At 72.7% G+C, this 23,852-nt stretch carries 25 protein-coding genes; 10 read left to right on the top strand and 15 right to left on the bottom strand.

The features are described from left to right. Nucleotides 1–25: 25 nt before the first annotated feature. From AB0C01_RS28390 to AB0C01_RS28365, 6 genes are all read right to left on the bottom strand, one after another. On the bottom strand, nucleotides 26–424 hold the full coding sequence (locus AB0C01_RS28390) for a TraR/DksA C4-type zinc finger protein (RefSeq protein WP_357254113.1): 399 nt from the start codon (nucleotides 422–424) through the stop codon (nucleotides 26–28). Nucleotides 425–589: 165 nt separating this feature from the next. Beyond that, the gene (locus tag AB0C01_RS28385) at nucleotides 590–1,252 is read right to left on the bottom strand and encodes a uridine kinase (protein WP_357254111.1); all 663 of its coding nucleotides are present in this window, start codon (nucleotides 1,250–1,252) and stop codon (nucleotides 590–592) included. A 41-nt stretch (nucleotides 1,253–1,293) separates the two neighbouring features. Continuing rightward, nucleotides 1,294–1,899: a winged helix-turn-helix domain-containing protein gene (locus tag AB0C01_RS28380; RefSeq protein ID WP_357254109.1), complete on the bottom strand. Its 606-nt coding sequence runs from the start codon at nucleotides 1,897–1,899 to the stop codon at nucleotides 1,294–1,296. A gap of 248 nt (nucleotides 1,900–2,147) precedes the next feature. Continuing rightward, nucleotides 2,148–2,696: a winged helix-turn-helix domain-containing protein gene (locus AB0C01_RS28375; protein ID WP_357254107.1), complete on the bottom strand. Its 549-nt coding sequence runs from the start codon at nucleotides 2,694–2,696 to the stop codon at nucleotides 2,148–2,150. A gap of 50 nt (nucleotides 2,697–2,746) precedes the next feature. Then, a complete protein-coding gene (locus tag AB0C01_RS28370) occupies nucleotides 2,747–3,235 on the bottom strand; it encodes a rhodanese-like domain-containing protein (protein ID WP_357254105.1) in 489 nt (162 codons plus the stop codon). Between the two features lie 46 nt (nucleotides 3,236–3,281). Beyond that, on the bottom strand, nucleotides 3,282–3,737 hold the full coding sequence (locus tag AB0C01_RS28365; RefSeq protein WP_357254103.1) for a cysteine dioxygenase family protein: 456 nt from the start codon (nucleotides 3,735–3,737) through the stop codon (nucleotides 3,282–3,284). A gap of 215 nt (nucleotides 3,738–3,952) precedes the next feature. Between AB0C01_RS28365 and AB0C01_RS28360 the strand changes: the two genes are divergently transcribed. From AB0C01_RS28360 to AB0C01_RS28350, 3 genes are all read left to right on the top strand, one after another. After that, entirely contained in the window at nucleotides 3,953–6,199 is a 2,247-nt protein-coding gene (locus AB0C01_RS28360; RefSeq protein ID WP_357254101.1) for an MMPL family transporter, read from the top strand. A 117-nt stretch (nucleotides 6,200–6,316) separates the two neighbouring features. Then, a complete protein-coding gene (locus AB0C01_RS28355; RefSeq protein WP_357254099.1) occupies nucleotides 6,317–7,483 on the top strand; it encodes a histidine kinase in 1,167 nt (388 codons plus the stop codon). After that, nucleotides 7,474–8,118: a response regulator transcription factor gene (locus AB0C01_RS28350; RefSeq protein WP_357254097.1), complete on the top strand. Its 645-nt coding sequence runs from the start codon at nucleotides 7,474–7,476 to the stop codon at nucleotides 8,116–8,118. The genes AB0C01_RS28355 and AB0C01_RS28350 overlap by 10 nt, the downstream gene beginning before the upstream one ends. 54 nt (nucleotides 8,119–8,172) lie before the next feature. Here AB0C01_RS28350 and AB0C01_RS28345 read toward each other — a convergent pair whose 3' ends face one another. Beyond that, on the bottom strand, nucleotides 8,173–8,550 hold the full coding sequence (locus AB0C01_RS28345) for a signal peptidase I (protein ID WP_357254095.1): 378 nt from the start codon (nucleotides 8,548–8,550) through the stop codon (nucleotides 8,173–8,175). Between the two features lie 63 nt (nucleotides 8,551–8,613). Between AB0C01_RS28345 and AB0C01_RS28340 the strand changes: the two genes are divergently transcribed. Then, a complete protein-coding gene (locus AB0C01_RS28340) occupies nucleotides 8,614–9,006 on the top strand; it encodes an ankyrin repeat domain-containing protein (protein WP_357254093.1) in 393 nt (130 codons plus the stop codon). 32 nt (nucleotides 9,007–9,038) lie between these two features. Further along, the gene (locus AB0C01_RS28335) at nucleotides 9,039–9,989 is read left to right on the top strand and encodes a DUF3500 domain-containing protein (protein ID WP_357254091.1); all 951 of its coding nucleotides are present in this window, start codon (nucleotides 9,039–9,041) and stop codon (nucleotides 9,987–9,989) included. A gap of 101 nt (nucleotides 9,990–10,090) precedes the next feature. On the opposite strand, the gene AB0C01_RS28330 is transcribed toward AB0C01_RS28335, so the two are convergent. Next, complete coding sequence (locus AB0C01_RS28330) at nucleotides 10,091–10,849, bottom strand: class I SAM-dependent methyltransferase (protein WP_357254089.1); 759 nt, start codon at nucleotides 10,847–10,849, stop codon at nucleotides 10,091–10,093. 187 nt (nucleotides 10,850–11,036) lie between these two features. Here AB0C01_RS28330 and AB0C01_RS28325 point away from each other — a divergent pair, with 187 nt between their 5' ends. Continuing rightward, complete coding sequence (locus AB0C01_RS28325; protein WP_357572578.1) at nucleotides 11,037–11,498, top strand: SgcJ/EcaC family oxidoreductase; 462 nt, start codon at nucleotides 11,037–11,039, stop codon at nucleotides 11,496–11,498. A 160-nt stretch (nucleotides 11,499–11,658) separates the two neighbouring features. Here the strand turns inward: AB0C01_RS28325 and AB0C01_RS28320 are convergent, their stop codons facing one another. From AB0C01_RS28320 to AB0C01_RS28290, 7 genes are all read right to left on the bottom strand, one after another. Beyond that, on the bottom strand, nucleotides 11,659–11,853 hold the full coding sequence (locus AB0C01_RS28320) for a helix-hairpin-helix domain-containing protein (protein WP_357254085.1): 195 nt from the start codon (nucleotides 11,851–11,853) through the stop codon (nucleotides 11,659–11,661). Nucleotides 11,854–11,903: 50 nt separating this feature from the next. Further along, nucleotides 11,904–12,395, bottom strand: coding sequence for a DUF2231 domain-containing protein (locus AB0C01_RS28315; protein ID WP_357572577.1), 492 nt, complete (start codon nucleotides 12,393–12,395; stop codon nucleotides 11,904–11,906). A gap of 233 nt (nucleotides 12,396–12,628) precedes the next feature. Further along, nucleotides 12,629–13,369: a GAF and ANTAR domain-containing protein gene (locus tag AB0C01_RS28310; RefSeq protein WP_357254081.1), complete on the bottom strand. Its 741-nt coding sequence runs from the start codon at nucleotides 13,367–13,369 to the stop codon at nucleotides 12,629–12,631. Nucleotides 13,370–13,547: 178 nt separating this feature from the next. Then, the gene (gene secA2 / locus AB0C01_RS28305; RefSeq protein WP_357254079.1) at nucleotides 13,548–15,839 is read right to left on the bottom strand and encodes an accessory Sec system translocase SecA2; all 2,292 of its coding nucleotides are present in this window, start codon (nucleotides 15,837–15,839) and stop codon (nucleotides 13,548–13,550) included. A gap of 74 nt (nucleotides 15,840–15,913) precedes the next feature. Further along, on the bottom strand, nucleotides 15,914–17,692 hold the full coding sequence (locus tag AB0C01_RS28300) for an ABC transporter ATP-binding protein (protein ID WP_357572576.1): 1,779 nt from the start codon (nucleotides 17,690–17,692) through the stop codon (nucleotides 15,914–15,916). A gap of 49 nt (nucleotides 17,693–17,741) precedes the next feature. Beyond that, the gene (locus AB0C01_RS28295) at nucleotides 17,742–18,830 is read right to left on the bottom strand and encodes a zinc-binding alcohol dehydrogenase (RefSeq protein WP_357254075.1); all 1,089 of its coding nucleotides are present in this window, start codon (nucleotides 18,828–18,830) and stop codon (nucleotides 17,742–17,744) included. Next, a complete protein-coding gene (locus AB0C01_RS28290) occupies nucleotides 18,823–19,833 on the bottom strand; it encodes a Gfo/Idh/MocA family oxidoreductase (protein WP_357254073.1) in 1,011 nt (336 codons plus the stop codon). Before AB0C01_RS28290 ends, AB0C01_RS28295 begins: the two co-directional genes overlap by 8 nt. 226 nt (nucleotides 19,834–20,059) lie before the next feature. Between AB0C01_RS28290 and AB0C01_RS28285 the strand changes: the two genes are divergently transcribed. The 4 genes from AB0C01_RS28285 (at nucleotide 20,060) to AB0C01_RS28270 (ending at nucleotide 23,734) form a co-directional block, all read left to right on the top strand. Further along, complete coding sequence (locus tag AB0C01_RS28285; RefSeq protein WP_357254272.1) at nucleotides 20,060–21,043, top strand: glucosyl-3-phosphoglycerate synthase; 984 nt, start codon at nucleotides 20,060–20,062, stop codon at nucleotides 21,041–21,043. Between the two features lie 79 nt (nucleotides 21,044–21,122). Next, nucleotides 21,123–22,280 (top strand): glycosyltransferase, encoded by a 1,158-nt coding sequence (locus AB0C01_RS28280; protein WP_357572575.1) that lies wholly within the window; start codon nucleotides 21,123–21,125, stop codon nucleotides 22,278–22,280. A gap of 130 nt (nucleotides 22,281–22,410) precedes the next feature. Beyond that, nucleotides 22,411–22,869: a DUF4383 domain-containing protein gene (locus AB0C01_RS28275; RefSeq protein WP_357572574.1), complete on the top strand. Its 459-nt coding sequence runs from the start codon at nucleotides 22,411–22,413 to the stop codon at nucleotides 22,867–22,869. A 136-nt stretch (nucleotides 22,870–23,005) separates the two neighbouring features. Continuing rightward, nucleotides 23,006–23,734 carry an STAS domain-containing protein gene (locus tag AB0C01_RS28270; protein ID WP_357254067.1) on the top strand — a complete coding sequence of 243 codons (729 nt, stop codon included), beginning with the start codon at nucleotides 23,006–23,008 and terminating at the stop codon, nucleotides 23,732–23,734. Nucleotides 23,735–23,852: the final 118 nt, after the last annotated feature.

Genomic DNA, 23,852 nt, shown 5'->3' with positions numbered 1-23,852 from the left:
GCCGACCGGCAACCGCTGGCGTTACTCAGGCCGCCCGCCGTTCACGGGTCTGCTTGCAGGTCACACAGGTGGTGGCGGCCGGGAAGATCTCCAGCCGCTCCACCGGGATCGCCGCCGCGCACCCCTCGCACCAGCCGTAGGTGCCCTCCTCGAGCCGGCCGAGGGCGTGCTCGTACTGGGCGCGGCGGTCGAGGATGGTGCGCAACAGCGACTGCGCGGTGTCCCGCTCGGCCGTCTTGGTCCCGCTGTCGGCCTGGTCGTCGCCCGCGGTGTCACCGACCTCCACCAGGCGCAGCACCTGGCTCTGGAGCACAGCCTGGTCGTACTCGGCGGTCAGCTCGTCGTAGCGCGCCTGGAGGGAGAGCCGGATCTGGTCGATCTCCGCCTGGGGGCGGGTCGTACCGACCGTGTCGTCGACGAGCATCGCTGCCTGCCTTTCCTGGGCCTGAGGCTCACGGTGAACCGGATGCCGGCGGCATCGTGCCCCGGGTCACGGTCGCATTCGGTACGCGGGCGGTCACCCGCGCTCTGTGAGCCGGGCGAGTACCCGCCGTACGAGCCGAGCAAACCGACGATTTCCCGACGGTTTTCAGGCGTCGCCGTCGGCCTCCACGAGCGCCGGGTGGCGGGGGTCGTCGGCCCGCACCACGACGTCGGCGAAGCTCGCCGGGGCGACCTCCTCGGCGTACCTGTCGAAGGCCGGCAGCGCCCACACCTGTCCGGCTTCGGTACGCCGGCGCAGCGCCGCCGCGGACACCTGAAGGTGGACGGTGACGTCGAAGGGCAGGCCACCGCCGAGCAGCAGCGGGCCGCTGACCAGGACGACGCCTCCGGGTGGCAGGTGGACGTAACGGGCGCGGCTGGCCCGGTCGGCGTCGGCGTCCCAGAGCGACGGGAGCAGCCGCCCGGTGCCGCCCGGACCAGCCGGGTCGAGCACCTCGCGACGCAGCCCGGCCTCGTCGACCCAGTTCTCGTAGAAGGAGTCCGGGTTGGTGCGGCCCAGCTCGAAGCGCAGCGAGGCGGGGCGGAGGAAGTCGGAGGCGCGGACGTGCAGCACCGGACGACCCCGGGCGCGCAGTGGGTCGACGAGCGCGTCGGCCAGGTCGTCGACGCCCGCGGCGGGAGCGCCGTCCACGGCCACGCGCAACCGCGCGGGTCCGGCGCCGTCGGTCGCGGCGCGTGTCGCGGCGTCGGCCAGCCGGCCGGTCAGCTCGTCGACGAGCAGGTCGGGCGAGATGGGGCGGATGCGCACCGGACCATCCTGCCCCGGCGTGGACGGGCCGGTGACGCCGGTCAGCCGGAGCGGTCGATGGTCACCCGGGCGTCGTCGGCCAACCGGTAACCCACGCCGTAGACGGTGGTGACCAGTGGTACGTCCACACCGACCTTGCCGCGCAGCCGACGCACGTGCACGTCGACGGTGCGGACGCCGGCGTGCTCGTAGCCCCAGACGGCGTTGAGCAGTTGCAGCCTGGTGAACACCCGGCGCGGGTGGGCGACCAGGTGCAGCAGCAGGTCGAACTCCAACCGGGTCAGCGGCAGCGGCTCGTCGTCGCGCAGCACCGAGCGGGACGACGCGAGGATGTGCAGGGCCGGGATGGTCGGGCTGAGCGCCAGGGTCGGCGACCGGTTGGGGGAGGCCTGGTCGGGGCGACGCTCGGCCGGCACGGTCCCGATGATCACGCCCTCGCCCCGCTCCAGCATCTCCCGGGCGGCGTCGAGCAGCCGACGTGCCGCCGGGGTCAGCGACTCCTCAGAGGCCAGCGGGATGGACAGCGTCACGGTGAGCACGGGCGCGGCGGTGTTGGCCGGGCGACGCTGGCCACCGGGCGGTCGACCGGGCACCGGGGGTTGGGACGTATGCCATCCGGCGCGCGACGAGGCAGGGCTGACCGACATGGTCCTCCTTGGGCTGATCCGGGTATCTCCCCACGGCCCGGGACGCCGCTTCATCGATGTTTCCCGGCGCTTGGGCGAGGGTCAAGAGGCGACCGCGTTGCATGACTGTGACAATTGACTTACACATCGGAGCCAGATGCTCGCTCTGCGTGTGAAGTCAGATGATTACAGCAGAGCCCACGCGATGCACCGATACGGGGGTCCCCGTCCTGTTCAGCGGGACGATCGCCGGGTCGCCGCAGTGGGGTTCAGCGGCTGTGGTCGACGCTGATCCCCGCCTCGTCGGCCAGTCGGTAGCCGACCCCGTAGACGGTGGTGATCAGCTCCGCCCCGGGCAGCTTGGCGCGCAACCGGCGCACGTGCACGTCCACGGTCCGGGCCACCGCGTGCTCGTAACCCCAGACGCTCGACAACAGCTGCAGGCGGGTGAAGACCCGGCGCGGCCGCTCGGCCAGGAACAGCAGCAGCTCGTACTCGATGCGGGTCAGTGGGACGACCCGGCCACCGCGGCGGACCAGCCGCGAGCCGGCCAGGATGTCCACGTGGTCCGTGTCGGCGGGCGGCTCGGCGATGGCCGGCCTCGGGGCCGGTCGCGGCACCGCCGCGACATTCTCGACGGTACGCAGCTGACCCTCACCCGACTCGGCCAGCTCACCGAGCAACTGCACCAGCCGGGCCAGCCGCGGGCTCAGCGGCCCGGGGACGAGGTCGAGGGTGATGGTCAGGGTCGGTGCGGTGCGCGGCCGCGCGGGGCGCAGCCCGGGGTGACGGCGCGTGGGGATGGCGACGACGGACATGGTGCCTCCTGAGTGGCGGTACGCCCGCCACGCCGGGTACGGCGTGACGGTCAGTGGCGCGCTCGCCCGGTGTTGACCGGGGACGCGTGAGGGGTGGTGCGGTGCAGCGGGGTCGGGCCGAGGGCCGGCAGACCGGCGATCCGCCAGGCGGCGAACCCACCCGCCACGTCGGTGGCCCGGTGCAGGCCGATGTCCTGTAGGGCGGCGGCGGCCAGCGACGAGGTGTAACCCTCCTGGCAGAGGATCACCACCGGCACGTCGTAGTCGACCGCCTGCGGCAGGCGTGCCGGACAGCGCGGATCGAAGCGCCACTCCAGCACGTTGCGCTCGACCACGAGCGAACCCGGCACCATGCCGTGCGCGGCCCGCTGCGCCGCCGGCCGGATGTCGACAAGCAGCGCTCCGGTCCGGTACGCCAGGTGCGCCCGTTCCGGGTCCAGCCGGTCGAGGCGGGCGCGCGCGGCGTCCAGGATCTCGTCGATGCCCCGAGAGCCCGGCGGCGGCACGGGGGCCGGGCGGTGCTCGGCGGTTAGCTGCATTATGGGTTCCTTCCGGTGACAGGTATGAATCGTGGCTGGCCGGCGCTCACCAGGACCGGCCAGCCTCGGCGACTTCGGCGACCCGCAGCCGTCCGTCGACGAGGTGATAGCGGGTCATCCGCAGCAGCGCCGGCCGGTAGACGTGCACGCTGACCGCCGGCACCGAGCCCTGGTTGGTCACCTGGTGTACGTGTCGGGGGCCGAAGCGACGACCGGCGCCGGCGGACAGCAGCCGTGGGCGTAGCCGACCGAGACTGACCGTCTCCTCGGTGAGCGCGCCGTCGACGACCCGGAACGCTCCGGCGGAGCCGCCGTGGTCGTGCAGGTCGGTGCCCTGCCCGGGCAGCCAACTCAGGGCCCACACCTCGTGGTCGTCGCCGACGTCGAGGCGCGCGTACCAGCGCTCGGCAGGGTCGAAGCGCAACGCGACCGGCCAGCCGGCCGGGTCGGCCCACCGGGCGGCGACGGTGAGCAGGTCGGGCTCCGGGCGGCGGTGCGTCATGGCGGTTCCTCGCGGGTCGTTCGGCGGGGTGCCCTCGTACTCTAGACGGCAAAGCCTATAGGTTTAGTAGGTAATACCGCCTGGTGGGACGACGGTCCGCTCCCGACGACCAGCTCAGGGGTGCGGTTTTCCACACCCGGCTGGTGTGGTCGCCCCGCTGAGGTCGGCGGTCGACCTCATGGTCCGGGCCACCGGGAGTCCATAACGTCGTCGACATGATCCAGAACGTCGTCACCCCGGTCCGCGCGCTCGCCGGTAAGCCTTTCACCGCGCGGATCGGCCGGTGGAGCGCCCACCATCCCTGGCTGGCGATCACGGCCTGGCTGTGTTTCGTGGCAGCCAGCGTGATCGGTGGCAGCCTGGTCGGCACGGTCGAGGCCACCACGCAGGACAGCCTGCACGGGGAACTGGCCCGCGCGGATCGCATCGAACAGGCCGGCGCCTTCCCCGACGCCCCGGCGGCGGAGAGCGTCCTGATCACGGCGCGGGCGGGCGATCTCGATCTCCGGCGTGCGCAGACCGCGGCGATCGACCTGTCCGCGCGGATGCGCGTCCTGCCCGAGGTGGCGACGGTCGCCGACCCGGTCACCTCGCCCGATCGCGGTGCAGTGCTGGTCGAGGTGGAGATGACCGGGTCGGCGGACGACGCGGACGCTCGCGTCGGACCGCTGCTGGAGGCCACGACGCAGGCGCAGCAGCGGTATCCCGACCTGTGGGTGGAACAGGTGGGGTCGGCATCCCTGGGAAAGGCACTGACCGAGACGCTGGCGGGGGATTTCGTCCGGGCGGAGCTGATCAGCGTGCCGGTGGCGCTGGTGATCCTGTTGTTCAGCTTCGGCGCGTTGATCGCTGCCGGAGTGCCCGTCGTCCTGGCGTTGTCAGCCGTGGCCGGTGCGATGGGGCTGGCAGAATTCGCCTCGCACCTCTTCCCGGCCGGGGAGATGGTCAGCAGCATCATCCTGCTGATCGGCTTGGCGGTCGGCGTCGACTACTCGCTGTTCTACCTCCGCCGGGAGCGGGAGGAACGAGCGCGCGGGCGTGACCATCGCAGCGCGGTCGAGATCGCGGCCGCCACCTCGGGGCACGCGGTACTGGTCTCCGGCGTCGCCGTCATGGTCGCCATGGCCAGCCTGTTCCTGGTCGGCGACAACACGTTCAGTTCGATGGCGACCGGCTCGATCCTGGTGGTCGGCGTTGCCGTGGTCGGCTCCCTCACCGTGCTGCCCGCGATCCTGGTCGCCCTCGGGCGCTGGGTGGACCGGTTACGCGTGCCCTTCCTCGGTCGGCGGATCCACCGGGCGCAGCGGAGCCGCCTCTGGGCCGCGGTCCTACGGCCGGCGCTGCGCGCGCCGCTACCGACCCTCGTGATCTCCGTCGGAGCACTGGTCCTCGTCGCCATCCCGGCGCTGGACATGAACCTCAAGAAGCCGACCATGACCGACCTGCCCCGCTCGATTCCGATCCTGCGCACCGTCGACCGCCTGGCGCAGGCGTTCCCGAGCAACGACCTGGGCACCAGTCACGTCGTCGCGGTCCGCACCACCACCGCCGGCGGCGCGGCGGTGCACCGGGAACTCGCCGAGCTCTCCAGGCGGATCAGGGGCGACAGCCGGTTCGCCCAGGACCGTCCCCCGACCGTCCGCAGGTCGGCCGACGGCACCGTCTTCCTGTCCACCGTCCACGTGGCGGGCGCCAGCGACAGTCGCGTGGCGACGCAGTCTCTGCGGCGGCTGCGCGGCGAACTGCTACCGCAGACGGTCGGCACCGTCCCGGAAACGCGGTGGGCAGTGACCGGACGTACCGCCAGCGACGCCGACTTCCGTGACCGCATGGCGGCGGCGCTGCCACCGGTCGTCGGGTTCGTGCTCGCCACGACGTTCCTGATCATGCTCTGCACGTTCCGGTCAGTCGTGGTGGCGCTGACGTCGGTCCTGCTCAACACGATCTCCGTGGCCGCCTCGTACGGGCTGCTGGTGCTGGTGTTCCAGTACACCTGGGCGGAGGGCCTGCTCGGCTTCACCTCCAACGGCGCGGTTGTGTCCTGGCTGCCACTGATGCTGTTCGTCATCCTCTTCGGGCTCTCGATGGACTACCACGTGTTCGTCGTGAGCCGCATTCGCGAGGCTGTTCAGCACGGTGTACCGACCCGGCAGGCGATCGAGCAGGGCATCGTCTCGTCGGCGTCCACCGTCAGCAGCGCCGCGATCATCATGGTCGCCGTCTTCTGCGTCTTCGCCACGCTGTCGATCGTCGAGTTCAAACAGCTCGGCGTGGGACTCGCCGCCGCGATCCTGATCGACGCCACCATCATCCGCGCGGTCGTCCTGCCGTCACTCATGCGACTGCTCGGAGAGGCGAACTGGTGGGCCCCACGATTCCTGACCAGCCGCCGTGGGATCGCTGGCACACCCCGCGACGGTGACGCCGACACACAGGTCATCATGGCGAGCGTGGACCGGTAGCCCGGTTGGGTGGCGGCCGGGGGCGCGGCCCTCGTGACCGGCCGCCACCGACCCCGGACGACCTGGACCCGAGACGACCTGGACCCGAGACGACCTGAGCCATGGGGGGACCGCCGGATGGCAGAGCGAGCCGCGCACGGTCGGCGATCGTGGATCGCCGCCGTGGCCCGCCCGACCACGGGCGTGGTGCTCGGCGTCCTCACCGCGGGGGCCGAGGTCCTGTTCCTGCTCCTCGCCGGGCTGGCCGTGGTCGCGCTCTCGCCGGCGCCGGCGGTCCGCCGGCGCACGGGCACCAGCACCGTCCGGTACGCCAGACGTATCGCGGAGTGGGAGCAGCACCGGTTGGCCGCCAGCGCGTCGCAGCCACCCCCGCCACCGACCCAGGCGAGCGGACCGCGCGTGCTCGGCTACCTCGCCGCCCGCCTCCTGCCGGCGGCGCTCGGCCTGCTCACCGCCGGCCTGCTCGTGGTCGGCGCCGCACTCGCCGCCATCGTGGTGCGCTCCTTCGTCGCGGGCAGCATGACCGTGGCCACCCTCCTGCTGCAGGGGCTCGTCGGGGCGGCCCTGCTGCTGGTGAACCTTCAGGCGATCGCCAGCGTCGCCAGGCTGGACCGCTGGCTGGCGCACAGCCTGCTCGAATCTCACACCCGGGCGGCGTTGCACCAGCGGATCAGCGACCTGACCGTCAGCCGAGCCGGCGTCCTCAGCGCGGTCGACGCCGAACGCCAGCGCATCGAACGCGATCTCCACGACGGGTTGCAGCAACACCTCGTCGCGCTCGGCATGCTGCTGGGGCGGGCGCGACGCAGCCGCGACCCGGACAAGGCGAGCGCACTTCTCGGACAGGCGCACGAGGACGTGCAACGCGCTATCGACGAGCTGCGGGACGTGGCCTGGCGGGTCTACCCCTCCGCGCTCGACCACACCACCCTGGACGAGGTGCTGACCATGGTGGCGCAACGATCCGCCACCCCTGTCAAGATCAGCTATGACGTGCCCGTCCGGCCCACCCGACCGATCGAGACCGTGCTCTACTTCGTCGCCTGCGAAGCGATCACCAACACCACCAAACACGCCCGAGCCACCCTGATCACCATCGAGATCGAGAAACGGGACGCGAGAATCGAGATGCGCGTACGCGACGACGGCGCCGGCGGCGCCGACCCGCACGGCAACGGCCTACAGGGGCTCGCCCGCCGGGTCACCGCTCTGGACGGGCAGTTCGACCTGCACAGCCCAGCCGGCGGTCCGACGACGATCCGGGCGGTGCTGCCGTGCGCATAGTTCTCGCCGAAGATTCCACCCTGCTCCGCGAAGGGCTGGCCCGCCTCCTCGCCGACGAGGAACACCAGGTGGTCGCCGCCGTCGCGGACGCCGACCAGCTCGTCAGCGCCGTCGAGCAGCACCGCCCCGACGTCGTCGTCACCGACGTCCGCATGCCACCCACCAACACCGACGACGGGCTACGGGCCGCGCTGGAGATCCGCCGCCGATGGCCCGACATCGCCGTACTCGTCCTCTCCCAGTACGTCGAGAAGCGCTACGCCGCGAAGCTCCTCGCCGACCGGTCCGAAGGCGTCGGCTACGTCCTGAAGGACCGGGTCGCCCAGGTCGAGGACTTCCTCGACGCGCTCGACCGTGTCGCCGCAGGCTCCACCGCCCTCGACCCCGAGGTCGTCCGGCAGCTCATCTCCGCGACCCGACACACCGACCCGCTCAACCGTCTCACCCCGCGGGAGCGCGACGTACTGCACCACATGGCTCAGGGGCACACCAACGCCGCCGTCGCCGCGCGCCTGCACATCTCACAGAGCGCGGTCGAGAAACACGTCAACACCATCTTCGACAAGCTCGACCTCACCCACGCCACCGGATACAGCCGCCGCATCCTCGCGATCCTGCAGTACCTCGGCTCCTAGCTGTTCCACCCACCTGCCGGCACCGTGGCCGCAGCGGGGCTGCCGTGGAGCCGATCAGCGCAGGACCGGAGGATCCACCCGGTAGCCGGGCAGGGAGGGCCACCGCACGGTCAGCACCACCGACGCGCGCTCGGCAAACCAGGAGTGGTCCACCCCCCGGCCCCACACCACGTAGTCGCCCGGCGCGGCCAGCCGTACCGTCCGGTCCGGCAACTCCACCCGGAAACACCCCTCGACGAGGACGAGCAGGGTGGTACGCCGCTCTCCGGTGGCCCACCGCGACCGGGCCTGCCCGGGCGGATGCACGCCCCACTTCACCTCGACCTCGGTGCTGTGCCGGACCTCCCCCGGCGGCACGAAGTGCCCCAGCAGCCAACCGGCGTCGGCGGCACCGTCGACACCCGCGTTACCCACGTACACCGTCTCCGCCATCGGCCCCTCCCCCAGCGTGCCGGCCGAGCAACCTACCAGGACCGGGGCGACTAACCTGGACCGGTGACCGACCACCTCGACGCCGAGACGCTGGCGTTCGCGCACCGGATGTTCGACCTGGCCCGGGCCGGCTCCACCGAGGAGTTGGCCGCGCAGCTCGACGCCGGCCTGCCCGTCAACCTCACCAACGACAAGGGCGACACGCTGCTGATCCTGGCCGCGTACCACGCCCACCCGGACACGGTGGCCGCCCTGCTCGATCGCGGCGCCGACCACTCCCGGGCCAACGACCGCGGTCAGACCGCGCTGGCCGCCGCGGTCTTCCGCAGCAGCACCGAGGCGGTCCGCGCGCTCCTCGCCGCCGGCGCCGATCCGGCCCACGGTAACCCGTCGGCCCTGGACACCGCGGCGTTCTTCGACCTGCCGCAGATGACGCAGCTACTGCGCGCCGGCTGACAGCGACGCCGAACGGCCGGTATACAGGGTCGGTGGAAGATCCTCTAGCCGAGCAGATGCGCGCGGCCGGCACCGCGCTGCTGGCCGCGCTCGACCCCGCCGCCCAGGACAGCGCCGTGCACCCGTTCGACGACGAGTCGGCCCGACGGTGGCTGGAATACCGGCCCCGACCCCGACCCGGCGTCTGCCTCGCCGCGCTCGACGTCGCCGGTCGCAAGGCCGCGCACCGGCTGCTGGCCACCGCGCTCAGCCCCTCGGCGTACGCGCAGGCGATGGCGATCTTCGCGCTGGAGGAGGTGCTGGACCGGGCCGAGGACTGGCGGCGCGGGCGGCACAGCGCTGACTACTGGGTGGCCGTCTTCGGCGATCCGGCGCGCGACGACCGGTGGGCGTGGCGGCTGGAAGGCCACCACCTGTCGGTCACCATGACAGTGGTGGACGACCAGGTCTCCCCCGCGCCGATCTTTTTCGGCGCCAACCCGGCCACGGTCCGGTACGCCGGCCGCCCGGTCTCCCGGCCGCTGGGCGTCGAGGAGGACCTGGCCCGCGCCCTGCTCGACGCCCTGGGGCCGGCCGAGCGGGGCGCCGCGATCATCGCCGACGAGGCGCCGGCCGACATCATCAGCGCCACCCGGGGACGGGTCGACGGACCCCTCGAACCGCTCGGCGTGCCGGCGGACCGACTGAGGCCGACCGGCCGCGCGTTGCTCGACCAGATCGTCGCGCTCTACCTGGATCGGCTGCCACCCGAGCTGGCCGTCCGGGAGGCGGCGCGCGTGCACGGCGGTCAGCTGCACTTCGCCTGGGCCGGCCCGACGAGGCCCGGCCAGCGGCACTACTACCGGGTGCAGGGCGACGACCTGCTGATCGAGTACGACAACACCAGCGCCGACGGCAACCACGCGCACACCGTGCTCCGCCGCCCCGCCAGCGACTTCGGCGCCGACATCCTGGCCACCCACCACCAGTCCCAACCCCACTAACACCCCCAGCTGGCGTCGATCATGGAGTTGTGGTGGGTGGCTTGCCCCGGTGCGCGACTTCTGTTCGGCACCACAACTCCATGATCGGCGGCGCTTGGGGGTCAGGGGCGGGTCGCTTCGACGAGGAAGCGCTGGGCGTGAGCCACGAAAGGGCCCTCGCGGGCGATGCGGTCGTGCAGGGCGCGCAGTTGGTCGCGGTAGCGGTCGACGGTAAACCCGGGCACCGTCCAGATCACCTTGCGCAGAAACCACACCACCGCCCCGATGTCGGAGAACGTCGCGCGCAGCGTGGCCCGACGCAGGTCGACGACCCGCAGGCCGGCGGCCTCGGCCGCGGCGATCGCCTGCTCGGGATGCCGCTGGCTCGGCGGCGGCAGTGGACCGAGGATCGCCTCGCTCAACTCCCGCATGGTGCCCGCCCCGATCTGCTGCGACAGGTACGTCCCACCCGGGCGCAACACCCGGGCCGTCTCTGCCCAGTCGGTGCGTACCGGGTGGCGACTGACCACCAGGTCGAAGGCATTGTCGCGGAACGGCAACGCCGAGTCGGGGGCGACCGCCACCACCGTCGCGCCAAGCGGGCGCAGGGTCCGCCTGGCGACCTCGACGTTCGGCGGCCAGCCCTCGGTGGCCGTCAGCACCTTCGGCGGGTGCGGGACCTCGGCGAGCACCTCGCCGCCCCCGGTGTCCACGTCCAGCGCCGCGTCGGCGCGCGCCATCCGGTCTGCGACCAGCTTGGCGTACCCCCAGGGTGGGCGTTCCTCGGTGGCCCGGCCGGCCAACCAATCGAAGCCCCAGCCGTCGACCGGCGCGGCGGCCGCCTCCGCGATCAATTCCTCGACGTCACGTTCGGCGCTCATGACGGCCAGCCTTGCCGTCCAGCCACGAGGCCGGCAACCCATTTGCCGCGGGGTCCGCAGGCCGCGTCGCCCGCCGCCGTCGACCGGCACTGTTGGAATCGTCGGACACCGCTTCGCCGGCGCTCGCCAGGCATGCGGCGTGGCGCTGGCCAGTGCGCCGTCCCTCCCGGGTGGCAGGATGCGAGGCATGGCTGAGGAAGATGCCGCGATACGGCGGCTTTACGAGGACTTGCTGAGCGCGTGGAACGACCGCGACGCGCGGCGGTACGCCTCCTTGTTCACCGACGACGCCTCGCTCATCGGTTTCGACGGCAGCCAGGTCGACGCGTCGGAGCTGGAGAAACACCTGGTCCCGATCTTCACGGACCACCCGACCGCCTCCTACGTGTGGAGAGTGCAGGAGGTACGTCCACTCGGTCCGGCGGTCGCGCTGCTGCGAGCGCGGGTCGGGATGGTCCCGCCGGGCCACACAGACGTGAACCCGGCGGTGAACGCGGTGCAGTCGCTGGTCGCGGTGCAGCACAACGGCACGTGGCGTGTCGCGTTGTTCCACAACACCCCGGCGCAGTACCACGGCCGGTCGGACCTCGCCGAGGAACACACGGCCGACATGCGTGCCGCCATTGTCGAGGCCAGCAGTCGCTCCTGACCCGCAACCACACCGACGACGGCAGCTGTCCGCCTGTCCGGCCGGACACCGGCGAGCGCATCCGCTCCCACGTCGGCGATCCCAGGACGGCCGCAGGGAGGCAGGAGCAAGCGCCGGTCGGTCGTCGAGTGCGGGCGGTGGCGGCTGGCAGCGACCGGCCTCAGCCGAGCCCCAGGTTGTGCTCTTCGAGGGCGGCCTGGAGGATGCCGAGCGCCTTCGGCCCCATGCCGTGCAGCTTGGCCAGGTCCGACCGGGGGACGCCGGCGAGTTGGCGCAGGGTGGTGTAGCCGGCGCCGTGCAGGGCACGCGTCGCGGGCGCACCGATCTTCGGAAGTGTGTCCAGCGGCGAGGTCATGCGCGGATGATAGAGAGCCGCTCCGACACCGGCCGGTCCGGCGCGGCCGATCAGGGGCGCGGGCGGGACATCTCCACCGGGGAGCCGGCGAGCGTCTCCAGGCCGCCGGCCTCCGCGCGGCCGGTGTCGAACTGGCGCATCAGCCGGGCGCCCAGGTGCACGCCGATCCCGCCGACAGCCAACGCGACAAGTTCGGTGACCAGGATCGCGGCGGACGCGCCACGCTCCGGGGACTGCGACCGGACCAGGCAGGTGAGGAGGAACATGGCGGCCATCGCGGTGTTCACCAGGTTGAAGGCGACCGCGGTGCGGCGGGTGCGGTCACCCGGCACGTCCCACAGGTCGACCATGCCGGCCACCGCGGTCAGCGCGGCGGCGACGAGAGCGGCGACGGTCGTCCAGTAGCCGACCTCACCCAGGAACGCCGGCCCGCCGAGGAGGTCGGTGAGGTCGAAGACGGCGACGCTCACGAAGAGCCCGAGCGGGAACGTCACGAGCATCGGTTGGATCGGGTGGCCCTGCACCCGCAGCCGGCTCTGCATGGATCCTCCCCCGGGTCGGCGCAGCGCACCTGACCCAGAGTGCTACCCGAGACCACTCGCCGTGAAACGATGCCGCCCGACTCCCCGCCAGCAGGGAGAACGGGCACCCGAGGGCGCCAGGCCGCGTGATCGCCTCGGGTTTCCGGGAAATCGGGCCGTCGGCAGGCCCCGGACACCCCGACGTCAGAAAACCCGAGTCGATCAGCCGAAAGCGGGCGGCGGTCGGCCGGTGGTCAGGTGTCGCGCTGGCGGGAGACCGTCCGGACCAGTCGCTCGGCCACCTCGCGGAGCGGGATGTCCAACGACGACGCGGCGGTACGCAGCACCTCCAGGGCCTCGACCGCTGGGCACCCCCGCTGGGTCATGATCACGCCGATGGCCTGGCCCACGACCCCGTCCTGCAGCAGCGCGGCGTCCCGTTCCCCGGCGAGAGCGGATTGTCGGCCGCGGTCGCGGACGGCGGCCAGCAGCAGGCCGGCATGTTCGGCGAGCAGCATCGCGGTCAACTGGTGTTGGGGAGTGAGCACGTCGGGTGAGCCGGCGTACAGGTTGATCGCCCCGATCACCTGGTCGTCGATGTCGACCGGGGCCGAGATCACCCCGTGGACGCCAAGGTCGCGGGCACGCGCCGTCCAGACCGGCCAGCGCGGCTCACCGGCCAGGTCGGCGGCGAGGATCATCTCCCGGCGGCGGATCGCGCTCATCGCCGGCGAGTCCGGGCCGTGCCGCAGGTCGTCCAGGCCGGCCAGCCGCTCGTCGGAGGCAGCCACGCCTGCCGGTTCGCCGGCGCGCAGGGCGGTGAACCCGCACCAGCGCACCCCGGCCACCGCGTCGCGGGTGACCCGGACCAGCGCCAGCAACGCCTCATCGAAATCGGTCAGCGCGATCAGGCCGGCGGTCAGTTCCCGCAACAGTGCGGCTGTTTCCAGGACGCCGAGACTCTGCACCACCGGTTCCCGCGTGTCGAGGTTCACCGGTTCGCAGCCTCCGTACACCCTCGCGCCTGCCCGGCGGGCATCGTCACCTGTGTCATCGTCTGCTCTCTCCCGACTCAACCGAACAGTGCTACTACCCGCGATACCAGGGCCGAAACGGCGCAAATCGGAGCCCCTGCCACCCGGACGCGCGGTGACAGGGGCCCGACTGCGTGTATCAGCGCGAGGCTCCGCTGAGTCGTCGACCGATGGAGGCGATGAGCCGGTCGAGTTCCGAACCGAACGGGTTGTCGTGCACCAGGTACGTCCAGGTGGCGGTGGGCCGGACCAGGGTGCCGTCGTCGGGCTGCCAGTCCTCATCGAATTCGGTCTCGTTGAAGGTGGCGATGGTGCGGGCCTCGATCTCCGGGACGAGGTCGTTGAACGCCGGCACGGCGGCCCGGTGGAACTCGTCCAGCGGGTCGAGCCGGCCCAGCGCGCGCAGGTGCACGCCCTCCCGGACCTCCGACAACTCGGCCAGGTGCTCGGCCCAGAGCCGGTCCAGGTGGAAGAGCGCGACCGACCGGGCCACCCGGGCCAGCAGGTCCTCGTCCATCTCGGTGGCCTTCTCCGGCGCCTTCTCCAGCAGCATCACCGCGGCCACGTCGCTGGTCAGCAGCCGCTCCCGGCGCGCGGCGAGGGCCTTGCGCTGCTGCTCGATCACCACGCTGTAGCGCCAGGTGTTGCGGTGGATCTCGTGGTTGACGCCCTCGGCGACCCGCTGGGCGTGCTCCACCGCGTAGTCCACCTGCTCGTCGGTGACCAGGCCGTCGGCGTTCATCCGGGGCGACGGCGGCACCGCGTCGGCGGCGTGCCGGACGACCAGGTCGTCCTCCAGGCTGACCAGGAAGACAGAACCTCCCGGGTCGCCCTGCCGGCCCGCCCGACCGCGCAGCTGGTCGTCCACCCGGCGGCTGTCGTGCCGGCCGCTGCCGATCACGTAGAGCCCGCCCAGCTCGGTGACCCGCTCCTGGTCGCTCTGGTCGCTGCCGCCGAGCCGGATGTCGACGCCCCGGCCGGCCATCTGGGTGGACACGGTCACCGCGCCGTACGCGCCGGCCTCGGCGATGATCGCCGCTTCCTCGTCGTCGTTCTTGGCGTTCAGCACCACGCAGGGCACCCCGGCCGCGTTGAGCCCGGCGGCCAGGCTCTCGGACTCCTTGACGTCAAGGGTGCCGACCAGCATCGGCCGTCCCTTGGCGTGCCAGCGCTGGATCTCGTCGATCAGCGCCTCGTCCCGCTCGGCCCGGGTGGCGTAGATGCGGTCCGGCTCGTCCTCGCGGATGCACGGAGTGTTCGGCGGGATCACCGCGACCTCGAGGTCGAAGAACTCCCGCAACTGGTCGCCGACCAGCACCGCCGTGGCGGTCATCCCGCAGACCTTCGGGTAGAGCGCGATGTACGCCTGCACGGCGATGGTGCCGAGCACCTCGCCCTCGGCGGTGGCGTCCAGGCCCTCCTTGGCCTCGACCGCCGCCTGGAGCCCGTCCGGCCAGCGGCGGCGCTGGGCCACCCGGCCGCGCATCTCGTCGACCAGCTCGACCGAACCGTCCCGGACGATGTAATCCACGTCACGGTTGAGCAGGGCGTGCGCGTGCAGCGCCACGTGGACCGCGGAGAGCTGGGTGACGTGCTCCTCGTCGTACAGGTCGATGCCGAGCTTGGCCTCGACGGCGGCCAGGCCGGCGGCGGTGAACGCCACGCTGCGCCCGTCCTCGGCGACGGTGTAGTGCTTGCCCTTGCGCAGCCCGCGGACCAGCGCCGCGGCGGCGTGCACCGGGTCCTGCTCGCCCGGCACCGCCCCGGCGAGGACCATCGGCACCCGAGCCTCGTCGATCATGATCGAGTCGGCCTCGTCGACGATCGCGGTGCTCAGCGGCGGCTGCACCCGGTCGTCGACGTCGGTGACGAGCTGGTCGCGCAGGTAGTCGAAGCCGGCCTCGCTGACCGAGACGTAGGTGACGTCGCAGGCGTACGCCTCGCGCCGCTCCTGCGGGGTGGAGGCCTCGTTGACCCAGCCCACGGTGAGGCCGAGCAGGGTGTAGACGGGCTCCATCCACTGGGCGTCGCGGCGGGCCAGGTAGTCGTTGATGGTGAGCACGTGCACCGGCCCGTTGCCGAGCCGGACATGCCCGTACGCGGCGATCGTGGCGGTCAGCGTCTTGCCCTCACCGGTGGCCATCTCGGCGACCTTGCCGGAGAGCAGCGACATCGCGCCGAGCAGCTGCACGTCGTACGGCCGCTGGTCGAGGCCCCGGCGGGCGGCCTCGCGGCCGACGGCGCAGATCTCCTCGTAGCCGACGGCGGCACCCGCGGCCTCGGTCAACTCGGCGTCGTCGAGCGCGGCCAGCTCGTCCGCACGCGCCTCGATCGCCGGCAGCAGCTTCTCCAGCGGAGCGAGATCCACGGTCGAGCCGGGCCGCTGGAGGAACCGCCGGAACTTGCTCTTGAACCGTTGCGACACACCCATGAGCGGCAACGGTACGCGATTCGAAGCGGCTTGCGCGGCCCGGCCGCCGGCAAGTTGAACCGGATCCGTCGGTGTCAGCCGACCAGCAGCTGATGGGCGGCGAGTTCCCGGTAGAGCGGGTCGGTGGCGGTCAGCTCGGCGTGGGTGCCGACGGCCACCACCCGACCGCCGTCGAGGACGACGATCTGGTCGGCGTCGACCACTGTGGCGAGCCGGTGGGCCACGATCAACAGGGTGCGGCGGACGGCCACCGCGTCGATGGCACGGCGCAGCGCGACCTCGTTGCGTGAGTCGAGGTTGCTCGTCGGCTCGTCCAGCAGCAGGACCGGCGGGCTGGCGAGCAACGCGCGGGCGATGGCCAGCCGCTGCCGCTCACCCCCGGAGAGCAGCACCCCGCCCTCGCCCACCTGGACGTCCAGCCCCTGGGCGGTGCGCTCGGCCAGGTGGCTCAGGTTGACCTCGTCGAGGACGCCGCGCAACCGGTCGTCGGTGGCATCGGGGGTGGTGATCAGGAGGTTCTCCCGCAGCGTGCCGGCCAGGACGGGGGCCTCCTGTTCCACGTAGCCGAGCCGGGCGCGCAGCGCGTCGCGGGGCAGGTCCCGCACGTCGCTGCCGTCGATCCGGACCGCCCCGGCGCTCACCTCGTAGAAGCGCTCGACCAGCGCGAGCAGCGTCGACTTCCCGGCGCCCGAGGGCCCGACCAACGCGGTACGGGTGCCGGCGGGCACCGCGAAGCTGACCTCGCGCAGCACCGGCTCGCCGCCCGGGTAGCCGAACCCCACCCGGTCGAACTCGATCATGGGGGCGGGCTCGCGCGGGGTCGCCGTCGCGCCGGCCGGCGCCGGCCGGTCCGCCGCGCCCTCCGCCGGCACGGCCAGGATCTCCTCGATCCGTTGCAGGGCGCCCAGGCCGGACTGCAACTGGGTGTACGCCCGCAGCACCTGGGCCAGCGGCAGGGCCAGGAAGAACAGGTACATGACGAACGCGACGAGGTCACCCACGGTGATCGCCCCGGCGGCCACCCGGGCCCCACCGATGGCGAGGACCAGCAGGAAGGCGCCCTGCACGGTCAGCGAGCCGATCGGCCCGACCACCGCCTGCACCCGGGCCACCCGCAGCCCCGCCGCGTACGCCTCCCGGGCGCTGCCGGTGACGGTCTCCGTCTCCCGGGCCTCGGCCCGGCTGGCCCGGATGGTCCGGGCCGCCGAGATGGCCCGCTCCACCGCCGAGGTCATCTCGCCGATCCGCTCCTGGGCGGTGCGGGCCAACGCCCGGACCCGCCGGGCGAAGGTGGCCGCGAATCCCAGCCCCAGCGCCACCCCGAGCAGGGTGACGCCGAACAGCAGCGGGTCGAGAAGCACCATGGCGGTGCCTGCGCCGACCACCATCACCGTCCCGGTGACCGTCTCGAAGAGCCCGGCGGTGACGACCGCGCGCAACAGGGTGGTGTCCGAGCCGACCCGGGAGAGCAGGTCACCGGTGCGCCGCCGGTCGTACTCGGCGATCGGCAACCGCAGCAGGTGCCCGGCCAGCCGCCGCCGGGTGCCCAGCACCAACCCCTCGGCGGTGCGTTGCAGGAGGTAGTCGCGCAGCCCGCCGATCGCCGCGGCGAGCACCACGAGGGCCACCAGCACCGCCACCAGGTCCGAGACCTGCTGGTCGGCGCTGATCCGGTCGAGCACCGACCGGGTGAGCAGCGGTTGGGCCAGCGACGCCGCCGCGCCGACGAGCGACAACACGCCCACCACGACCAGGGTGCCGCGGTGCTCTCGCAGATACGGCAGCAGTGCGCTCAGACCGACCGGCCGGCCGTGCGACGTGTCGCCGTCCGGCCGGCCTCGCGAGGTGCTCATTCCGCGAACGGTAGCCGGCCCGGTCACCCGGCGGGTCCGCTCCGGCACCTCAGGCGGACAGCACCACCTGTAGCTCCTGGCGGCGACGGTCGGCCAGGTCGGTGAGCAGGGTCGGCGCCTGGTCGAACGGCACCACGGCGGAGACGAGGTGCTTGCGGACCACGTCGCCATAGGTCCGGAGCAGGTCGACGGTCTCGGCGGAGAGCCGCTCCCGGTCCCAGGTGGGGGCGAGTCCGCGCGGCACCCGGCCGATCTGCGCGCAGCGCAGCGACAGGCCGTTGTGGTGGAACTCCTCGCCGAGCCGGACCGCGTCCGCCCCGCCCTGGTAGAAGGCGAGGTCGATGACGGTGCCCTGGGGCCGCAGCAGCCGCAGGGCGAGCTGCAACGCCCACGCCTGCCCCCGGCACTGGAACACCACGTCGGCGCCGCGGTCACCGGCGGTGTGCGCCCACCGGGTCTTGAGCACGACCGCCGGGTCGTCCGCGTCCGGGTCGAGGGTTTCCAGACCGAGCGCCTCGGCGACCTGCCGGCGGTGCGGGGTGGGATCGAGCACCACCACCGAGGCGGCGCCGTTTCGTCGGGCGAACAGCGCCGTCAGCAGCGCCACCACGCCCGCGCCGACCACGGCGACCCGTCGGCCGCGTACCCCGTCGCCGAGCGAGCGGACGTCGGCGCCGTGCAGGTCGGCGGCGGCGTGCAGCAGACCGTTGGCGCAGATCGGACCCATGTGCGCGACGTAGACGCCGAGCAGGGGGTCCAGGTCGTCGGGCAGCGCCACGAACCGCTCGGCGACCGGGTCGGCGAGCCAGCCGGTGCGGTGCCCGTAGGTCATCGCGCCGACCGTGCCCACCGCGACGGCGGGGGTCTCGCTCTCCACCACCCGGCCGACCTGCATGTACCCCAGCCGGGTCACCGGGTACGGCGTGCTCGCCGCTCCCGGCTGGAACAGCCCCAGGTCGGCGTTCCAGGTGACGTTCAGGTAGGGGTTGGTGCCCTTGACGTAGCTCAGCTCGGTGCCGGCCGAGACGCCGCTGAACAGCGTCTCGACCCGGAACGTGCCGGGGCGCAGCGGGGCGGCGTCCTGCTCCACCAGCTCCACGCGGCCCGGACCGGTGACCACCACGACCGTGTCACGCATCGACGGTCACCCCCGTGTCGAGGACCGCCGGCAGGCTCGGGGTCGTCAGCCGCACGGTCGCGCCGGTGCGGGCCGAGTCGGCCACCGCGAGGGCCAGCCGTTGGGTCGCGAGGGCCTCGGCGTACGGGACGCGCACGTCGTCGCCGATGCCCCGTACGGCGTCGACGAAGGCACGGTCCACCGCCACCCGGGCGGCGTCCGGGTCGGCCGGGACGTGTCGTTCCCCGTCGGCGTCGCGGATCGTCAGGCCGTCCTCGCTCAGCGCGAGTGCCAGCCCGTCGGCGAGGATCTCCAACCCGGCGCGGTGCTTCCAGCCCAGCACGCAGGCGGCGCTGAGCGTGCCGACCGCGCCGTCGGCGAAGCGCAGGGCGGCGGTGGTCACCGAGTCGATGTCGGCGCCGTCGACAGGTGGCGGCGTGCCGTTGCCGTACGCGGTGACCTCGGTCACCTCGCCGGCCAGCACGCGGATCAGGTCGAGCACGTGTGCCGCCTGCTCGACCACCGGGCCACCGGAGCGGTCCCGCCGCGACCACCACGCCACCGGGGGCACCTTGTCCAGCCAGGCGCCACTGACCATCCGCACCGGACGGTCGGCGAGCAACGCGCGGGCCTCGTCGAGCACCGTCAGGTAACGCCAGTGGTGGCCGACCGCGGTGCGCAGCCCGCTGCGGGCCACCAGGTCGGCGATCCGCTCGGCGGTACCCAGGTCGACCGATACGGGTTTCTCCACGAACATCGGCACGCCGGCCTCGATCACGGCTTCCTCCGCCGGACCGTGCGCGAACGGCGGCACACAGATGTAGACCGCGTCCGGGCCGGTGGCCAGCAGCTCGGCGACGTCGGCGCAGGCCCGCCCGCCGTGCTGCGCGACCAGCGCGGACGCCGCCTCCGGTGTGACGTCGGTGACCGCGACCAACTCCACGTCGTCGAATCCGGTCAGCACCCGCGCGTGGCGTTGTGCCACTCCACCGGCTCCGACCAGACCCACCCGGCTTACACGCATTCGACACCCCTTCGAAGACCTTTCATGTGCGGTGGGAGCAGTCCCCTGGGGTGTGCGCAATCAAACGTTCATCCCCTGGGAACGCGGTCATGTCACCGTTGTGATCAAGCTGTTGCCGGAAAAGCGGTTAGAGCGTGCTGGCGATTGGGAACAACCAATTTTGGTTTTTCCACGCACGAACGGAGGGGTGCCCGTGCGGGATACGACAACAAGCGTGTCACCGGTGGTGGAGGCGTGGGCCACGTACCGGACGACGTCGGCGGCCGACTGGCCGGCACGTCGGCTGCTGCGTGCCAAGGGAACGACGCGGGTCAGCGTGGTGCTGCCGGCCCGCAACGAGGAGGCCACCGTCGGCGCGATCGTGTCGACCATCCGGGAGCACCTGATGGATCGGGTCGCCCTGGTCGACGAGCTGATCGTGGTGGATTCCCGGTCCACCGACCGGACCGCGCAGGTGGCCCGCGCCGCCGGCGCCGAGGTGGTCAGCCAGGACGCGATGACCCGAGGGCTGCCCCGACTCACCGGCAAGGGCGACGCGCTCTGGGCCGGGTTGGCCGCCGCCGAAGGTGACGTGGTCGCATTCATCGACGCCGACCTGCGGGAGTTTCGCCCGCACTTCGTCAGCGGACTGCTCGGCCCGCTGCTGACCGACCCGTCGGTCGATTTCGTGAAGGGCTTCTATCACCGCCCACTGGTGGGCGCCGCAAACGTGGAGCAGGACGGCGGCGGCCGGGTGACCGAGTTGATGGCCCGGCCGCTGCTCAACCTGTTCTGGCCCGAGTTGGCCGGCTTCGTGCAGCCGCTCGCCGGCGAGTACGCGGGCCGCCGGGACGTGCTGTCCCAGGTGCCGTTCGTCTCCGGGTACGGGGTGGAGACGGCCATGATGATCGACCTGCTCGACCTGGTGGGCCTGGACGCGATGGCGCAGGTCGACCTCGGTGAGCGTAAGCACCGGCACCAGGACACGGCGGCCCTCGGCCGGATGTCCGCCCAGATCATGTTGACCGCCTGGTCCCGGTTGCAGCGGCGCGGCTGGGCCACTCCCGGGCTGGTGCCGGAGTCGTTGCTGACCCAGTTCCGTCGCGGCGGCTCCGACACGCTGCCCAACCTCGACCGCGAGATCGTGGTCAGCGACGTGTCCATCGAGGAGCGCCCCCCACTGGCCGAGCTACGCCACCGGGTGCCCCGCCGCCGGGTGGCCGCCGCGTGAGCGCGAGGCGTGAGCCGGTCCTGCGAGCCCCGCAGTCGCGAACCGGGGGCACCGTGAGCGGCAGGAAGGGACGGGCACGATGGGCCTGACCGTGTTGATGAACGCCGGCCCGTGGCTGTCCGTGCCACCACCCGGTTACGGCGGCATCGAGAACGTGATCGCCACGCTGGTGCCGGAGCTGCGGCGACTCGGCGTACGGGTGGTGCTCGCCTCGGTGGGCAGCAGCACCCTGCCGGTGGACGAACAGGTGTCGGTCTTCGCCGACGGGCAGTTCGCCGCGTTGCAGCGGCCGTACAACCAGGTCTGCGGGATCGCCCAGGCGCACCTGGCCGGGGTGGTGCGGGAGTTGCACTCCCGCGACGACATCGACCTGGTGCACGACCACGTCGAGGCGGTCGGGCTGGCCACTCTCGCCGCGATGGGACCGGCCGGCCCGCCGACCCTGCACACCCTGCACTGGGACCTGGCCAAGCATCCGGCGCTCTACGGCGGTCTGGACGGCGGCGACCGGGTCCGGGTCAACGGCGTCTCCGCGTCGCAGTTGGCCCGCGCTCCGCTGGCGTTGCGGGAGCACTCGGTGGGGCACGTGCACCTGTCCACCCCGCTCGCCGTCGACGCCGATCGGCGGCCCCGACCGGAGAAGGGCGAGCACCTGCTCATCCTGGGCCGGATAAACCCGGGCAAGGGGCAGGACGTGGGTGCCCGGCTCGCGCACCGGATCGGCGTTCCGCTGGTGCTGGCTGGTCCCGTCGGCCCGTACCATCGGCCGGCCGACCTGGCCGCGGCCGGCGACGAGGCCCGGCAGAACCCGGACGTGCGGTTCTTCCTCGACGAGGTGGCGCCCCACGTCGACGGCGACCTGGTCCGCTGGGTCGGCACCGTGGCCGGTCAGGAGCGCGACGACCTGCTCGCCAGCGCCCGCGCGTCGCTGTTCCCGCTGCGCTGGGAGGAGCCGGGCGGCACGGCGGTCGTCGAGTCCCTCGCCCTGGGCACGCCGGTGGTGGCCACCTCCCGGGGCTGCCTGCCGGAGCTGATCGAGCACGGCCGCACCGGTCTGCTCACCACCGACGAGGAGGAGCTGGACGACCTCGTACTCTCCGCCGAACTGCTCGAGCCCGACGAGTGCCGGCGGGTCGCCGCGCAGCGGTTCACCCCCGCGGTCATGGCGCAGCGCTACGTCGAGCTGTACGAGCGGGTCCGCCAGCTGGCCAGCGCGCCGAGGCTGCTCCCCGCCTGACGGCGGCGACTCGGCCGGACCGGTGGCGCGGCCGGACCGGCGACACGGCCGCAACGGTGGCGCGGGTTTGGCGGTGGCGGCAGCGGGTAGCCCGGCAGCCTCATGCCCGCGGCGCAGCGAGGAGCCGGTGATGGTCGGATCGATGGCGCACTCCCGGGCGCGCCCCAACCCGGCTGACGGCAAGCCGCCGGTACGTCGCGCGGCGGCATCGGTGGGGGTGCTGTTCCTGCTGGTCGGCGCGCTCGGTTTCGTGCCGGGGATCACCAGCGGCATGGACGCCCTGCGCTTCGCCGGCCACGACTCGGGCGCGTACCTGTTCGGTGTCTTCCAGGTGTCGGTGCTGCACAACCTGGTGCACGTGGCGTTCGGGGTGGCGGGTCTGGTGCTGGCCCGGACGGTCACCGGCGCCCGGGCGTTCCTGATCGGGGGCGGCGCCGTCTACCTGGTGTTGTGGCTGTACGGGCTGGCGGTGGACCACGACACCGGGGCGAACGTCCTGCCGGTCAACAACGCCGACGGCTGGCTGCACCTGGGACTCGGCGCCGGCATGATCGCGCTGGGTGTCGGCACCAGCCGGCACCGGCCGTGACCATGCCGGCGCCGGCACCGCCCGTGACCTGCCGCTTCGGTGCGTGACCTGGCTCGCCTCGCCGCCCATCCCGTTTGACGCGGCGGGGCGTCGGGTAGTTGGCAGATCCCGACCCAGCAGCGAATGGAGGGCGCCGATGTCCAGCCGGATCACCTGCGACGTGCGCACCACGGCACCGGTGGCGGTCGTCCGGCTCAGCGGCGCACTGGACCTGGGCACCATGCGGTCGGTGCACCAGGCGCTCAACGGAGCCCTCGTCGAGGAGACGGAGGCGCTGGTGGTCGACATGGCCGAGGTCGACGTTCGCGACCGGCTGGCGCTGTCGGTCTTCGTCGCGACCGCCCGCCGGGCTCAGGAGTGGCCGTCGGTGCCGGTCGTGCTCTGCTCCCCGACGCCGGTGGCCGCGCGGTGGCTGGCCGAGTCGACCACCTGCCGGGTGGTCCCGACGTCGCCGGACTGCGCCGAGGCGACCCGGGTGGCCGGCACGACGTCCACGTTGCGGATGCGGGCCCGGCTGGAGCCGGTGGCCGGGGCCTGCCGGCGGGCTCGGGACCTGGTCACCGACGCGTGCGCGCGGTGGAACCTGCCGGACGCGGCCGGCCCGGCCTCGCTGGTGCTCAGCGAACTGGTCGGTAACGTGGTCCGGCACGCCGGCACGCCGATGCAGGTGACGGTGACCCTGCGCCGGCCGTACCTGCACCTCGCCGTGGTGGACGGCAGCAGCGCCCAGGCTCGGGCGGGCGGGACGGATCTGCACGCCGAGGGTGGGCGGGGCCTGCTGCTGGTACGGGAGCTGACCCAGCGCTGGGGCAGCGTGCCGGCCGGTGCGGGCAAGGCCGTCTGGGCGATGCTTCCGGCGACCTGAGCGTTCGAGGTGCTCGCGCCGGTACTGGCGATCTGACCGAAATTACCGCTTCGGGCTGGTTACATGGTGCAAGGGTCGGGTAGGCACGCCCGTCCTTTCTGCCGTCACGACGGGGTGA

This window comes from Micromonospora sp. NPDC048905 (assembly GCF_040649655.1).
Taxonomy (GTDB): Bacteria; Actinomycetota; Actinomycetes; order Mycobacteriales; family Micromonosporaceae; genus Micromonospora.
This window is presented reverse-complemented; position numbering and strand designations above follow the sequence as displayed.

Bases quoted from the DNA above. Each gene is read 5' to 3' on its own strand.
- AB0C01_RS28360 (WP_357254101.1), top strand. From the start codon at position 3,953: ATGATCCAGAACGTCGTCACCCCGGTCCGCGCGCTCGCCGGTAAGCCT.
- AB0C01_RS28325 (WP_357572578.1), top strand. From the start codon at position 11,037: ATGGCTGAGGAAGATGCCGCGATACGGCGGCTTTACGAGGACTTGCTG.
- AB0C01_RS28275 (WP_357572574.1), top strand. From the start codon at position 22,411: ATGGTCGGATCGATGGCGCACTCCCGGGCGCGCCCCAACCCGGCTGAC.
- AB0C01_RS28300 (WP_357572576.1), bottom strand. From the start codon at position 17,692: ATGAGCACCTCGCGAGGCCGGCCGGACGGCGACACGTCGCACGGCCGG.
- AB0C01_RS28270 (WP_357254067.1), top strand. From the start codon at position 23,006: ATGTCCAGCCGGATCACCTGCGACGTGCGCACCACGGCACCGGTGGCG.
- AB0C01_RS28375 (WP_357254107.1), bottom strand. From the start codon at position 2,696: ATGTCCGTCGTCGCCATCCCCACGCGCCGTCACCCCGGGCTGCGCCCC.
- AB0C01_RS28390 (WP_357254113.1), bottom strand. From the start codon at position 424: ATGCTCGTCGACGACACGGTCGGTACGACCCGCCCCCAGGCGGAGATC.
- AB0C01_RS28280 (WP_357572575.1), top strand. From the start codon at position 21,123: ATGGGCCTGACCGTGTTGATGAACGCCGGCCCGTGGCTGTCCGTGCCA.
- AB0C01_RS28380 (WP_357254109.1), bottom strand. From the start codon at position 1,899: ATGTCGGTCAGCCCTGCCTCGTCGCGCGCCGGATGGCATACGTCCCAA.
- AB0C01_RS28320 (WP_357254085.1), bottom strand. From the start codon at position 11,853: ATGACCTCGCCGCTGGACACACTTCCGAAGATCGGTGCGCCCGCGACG.
- AB0C01_RS28290 (WP_357254073.1), bottom strand. From the start codon at position 19,833: ATGCGTGTAAGCCGGGTGGGTCTGGTCGGAGCCGGTGGAGTGGCACAA.
- AB0C01_RS28370 (WP_357254105.1), bottom strand. From the start codon at position 3,235: ATGCAGCTAACCGCCGAGCACCGCCCGGCCCCCGTGCCGCCGCCGGGC.
- AB0C01_RS28365 (WP_357254103.1), bottom strand. From the start codon at position 3,737: ATGACGCACCGCCGCCCGGAGCCCGACCTGCTCACCGTCGCCGCCCGG.
- AB0C01_RS28355 (WP_357254099.1), top strand. From the start codon at position 6,317: ATGGCAGAGCGAGCCGCGCACGGTCGGCGATCGTGGATCGCCGCCGTG.
- AB0C01_RS28315 (WP_357572577.1), bottom strand. From the start codon at position 12,395: ATGCAGAGCCGGCTGCGGGTGCAGGGCCACCCGATCCAACCGATGCTC.
- AB0C01_RS28295 (WP_357254075.1), bottom strand. From the start codon at position 18,830: ATGCGTGACACGGTCGTGGTGGTCACCGGTCCGGGCCGCGTGGAGCTG.
- AB0C01_RS28345 (WP_357254095.1), bottom strand. From the start codon at position 8,550: ATGGCGGAGACGGTGTACGTGGGTAACGCGGGTGTCGACGGTGCCGCC.
- AB0C01_RS28330 (WP_357254089.1), bottom strand. From the start codon at position 10,849: ATGAGCGCCGAACGTGACGTCGAGGAATTGATCGCGGAGGCGGCCGCC.
- secA2 (WP_357254079.1), bottom strand. From the start codon at position 15,839: ATGGGTGTGTCGCAACGGTTCAAGAGCAAGTTCCGGCGGTTCCTCCAG.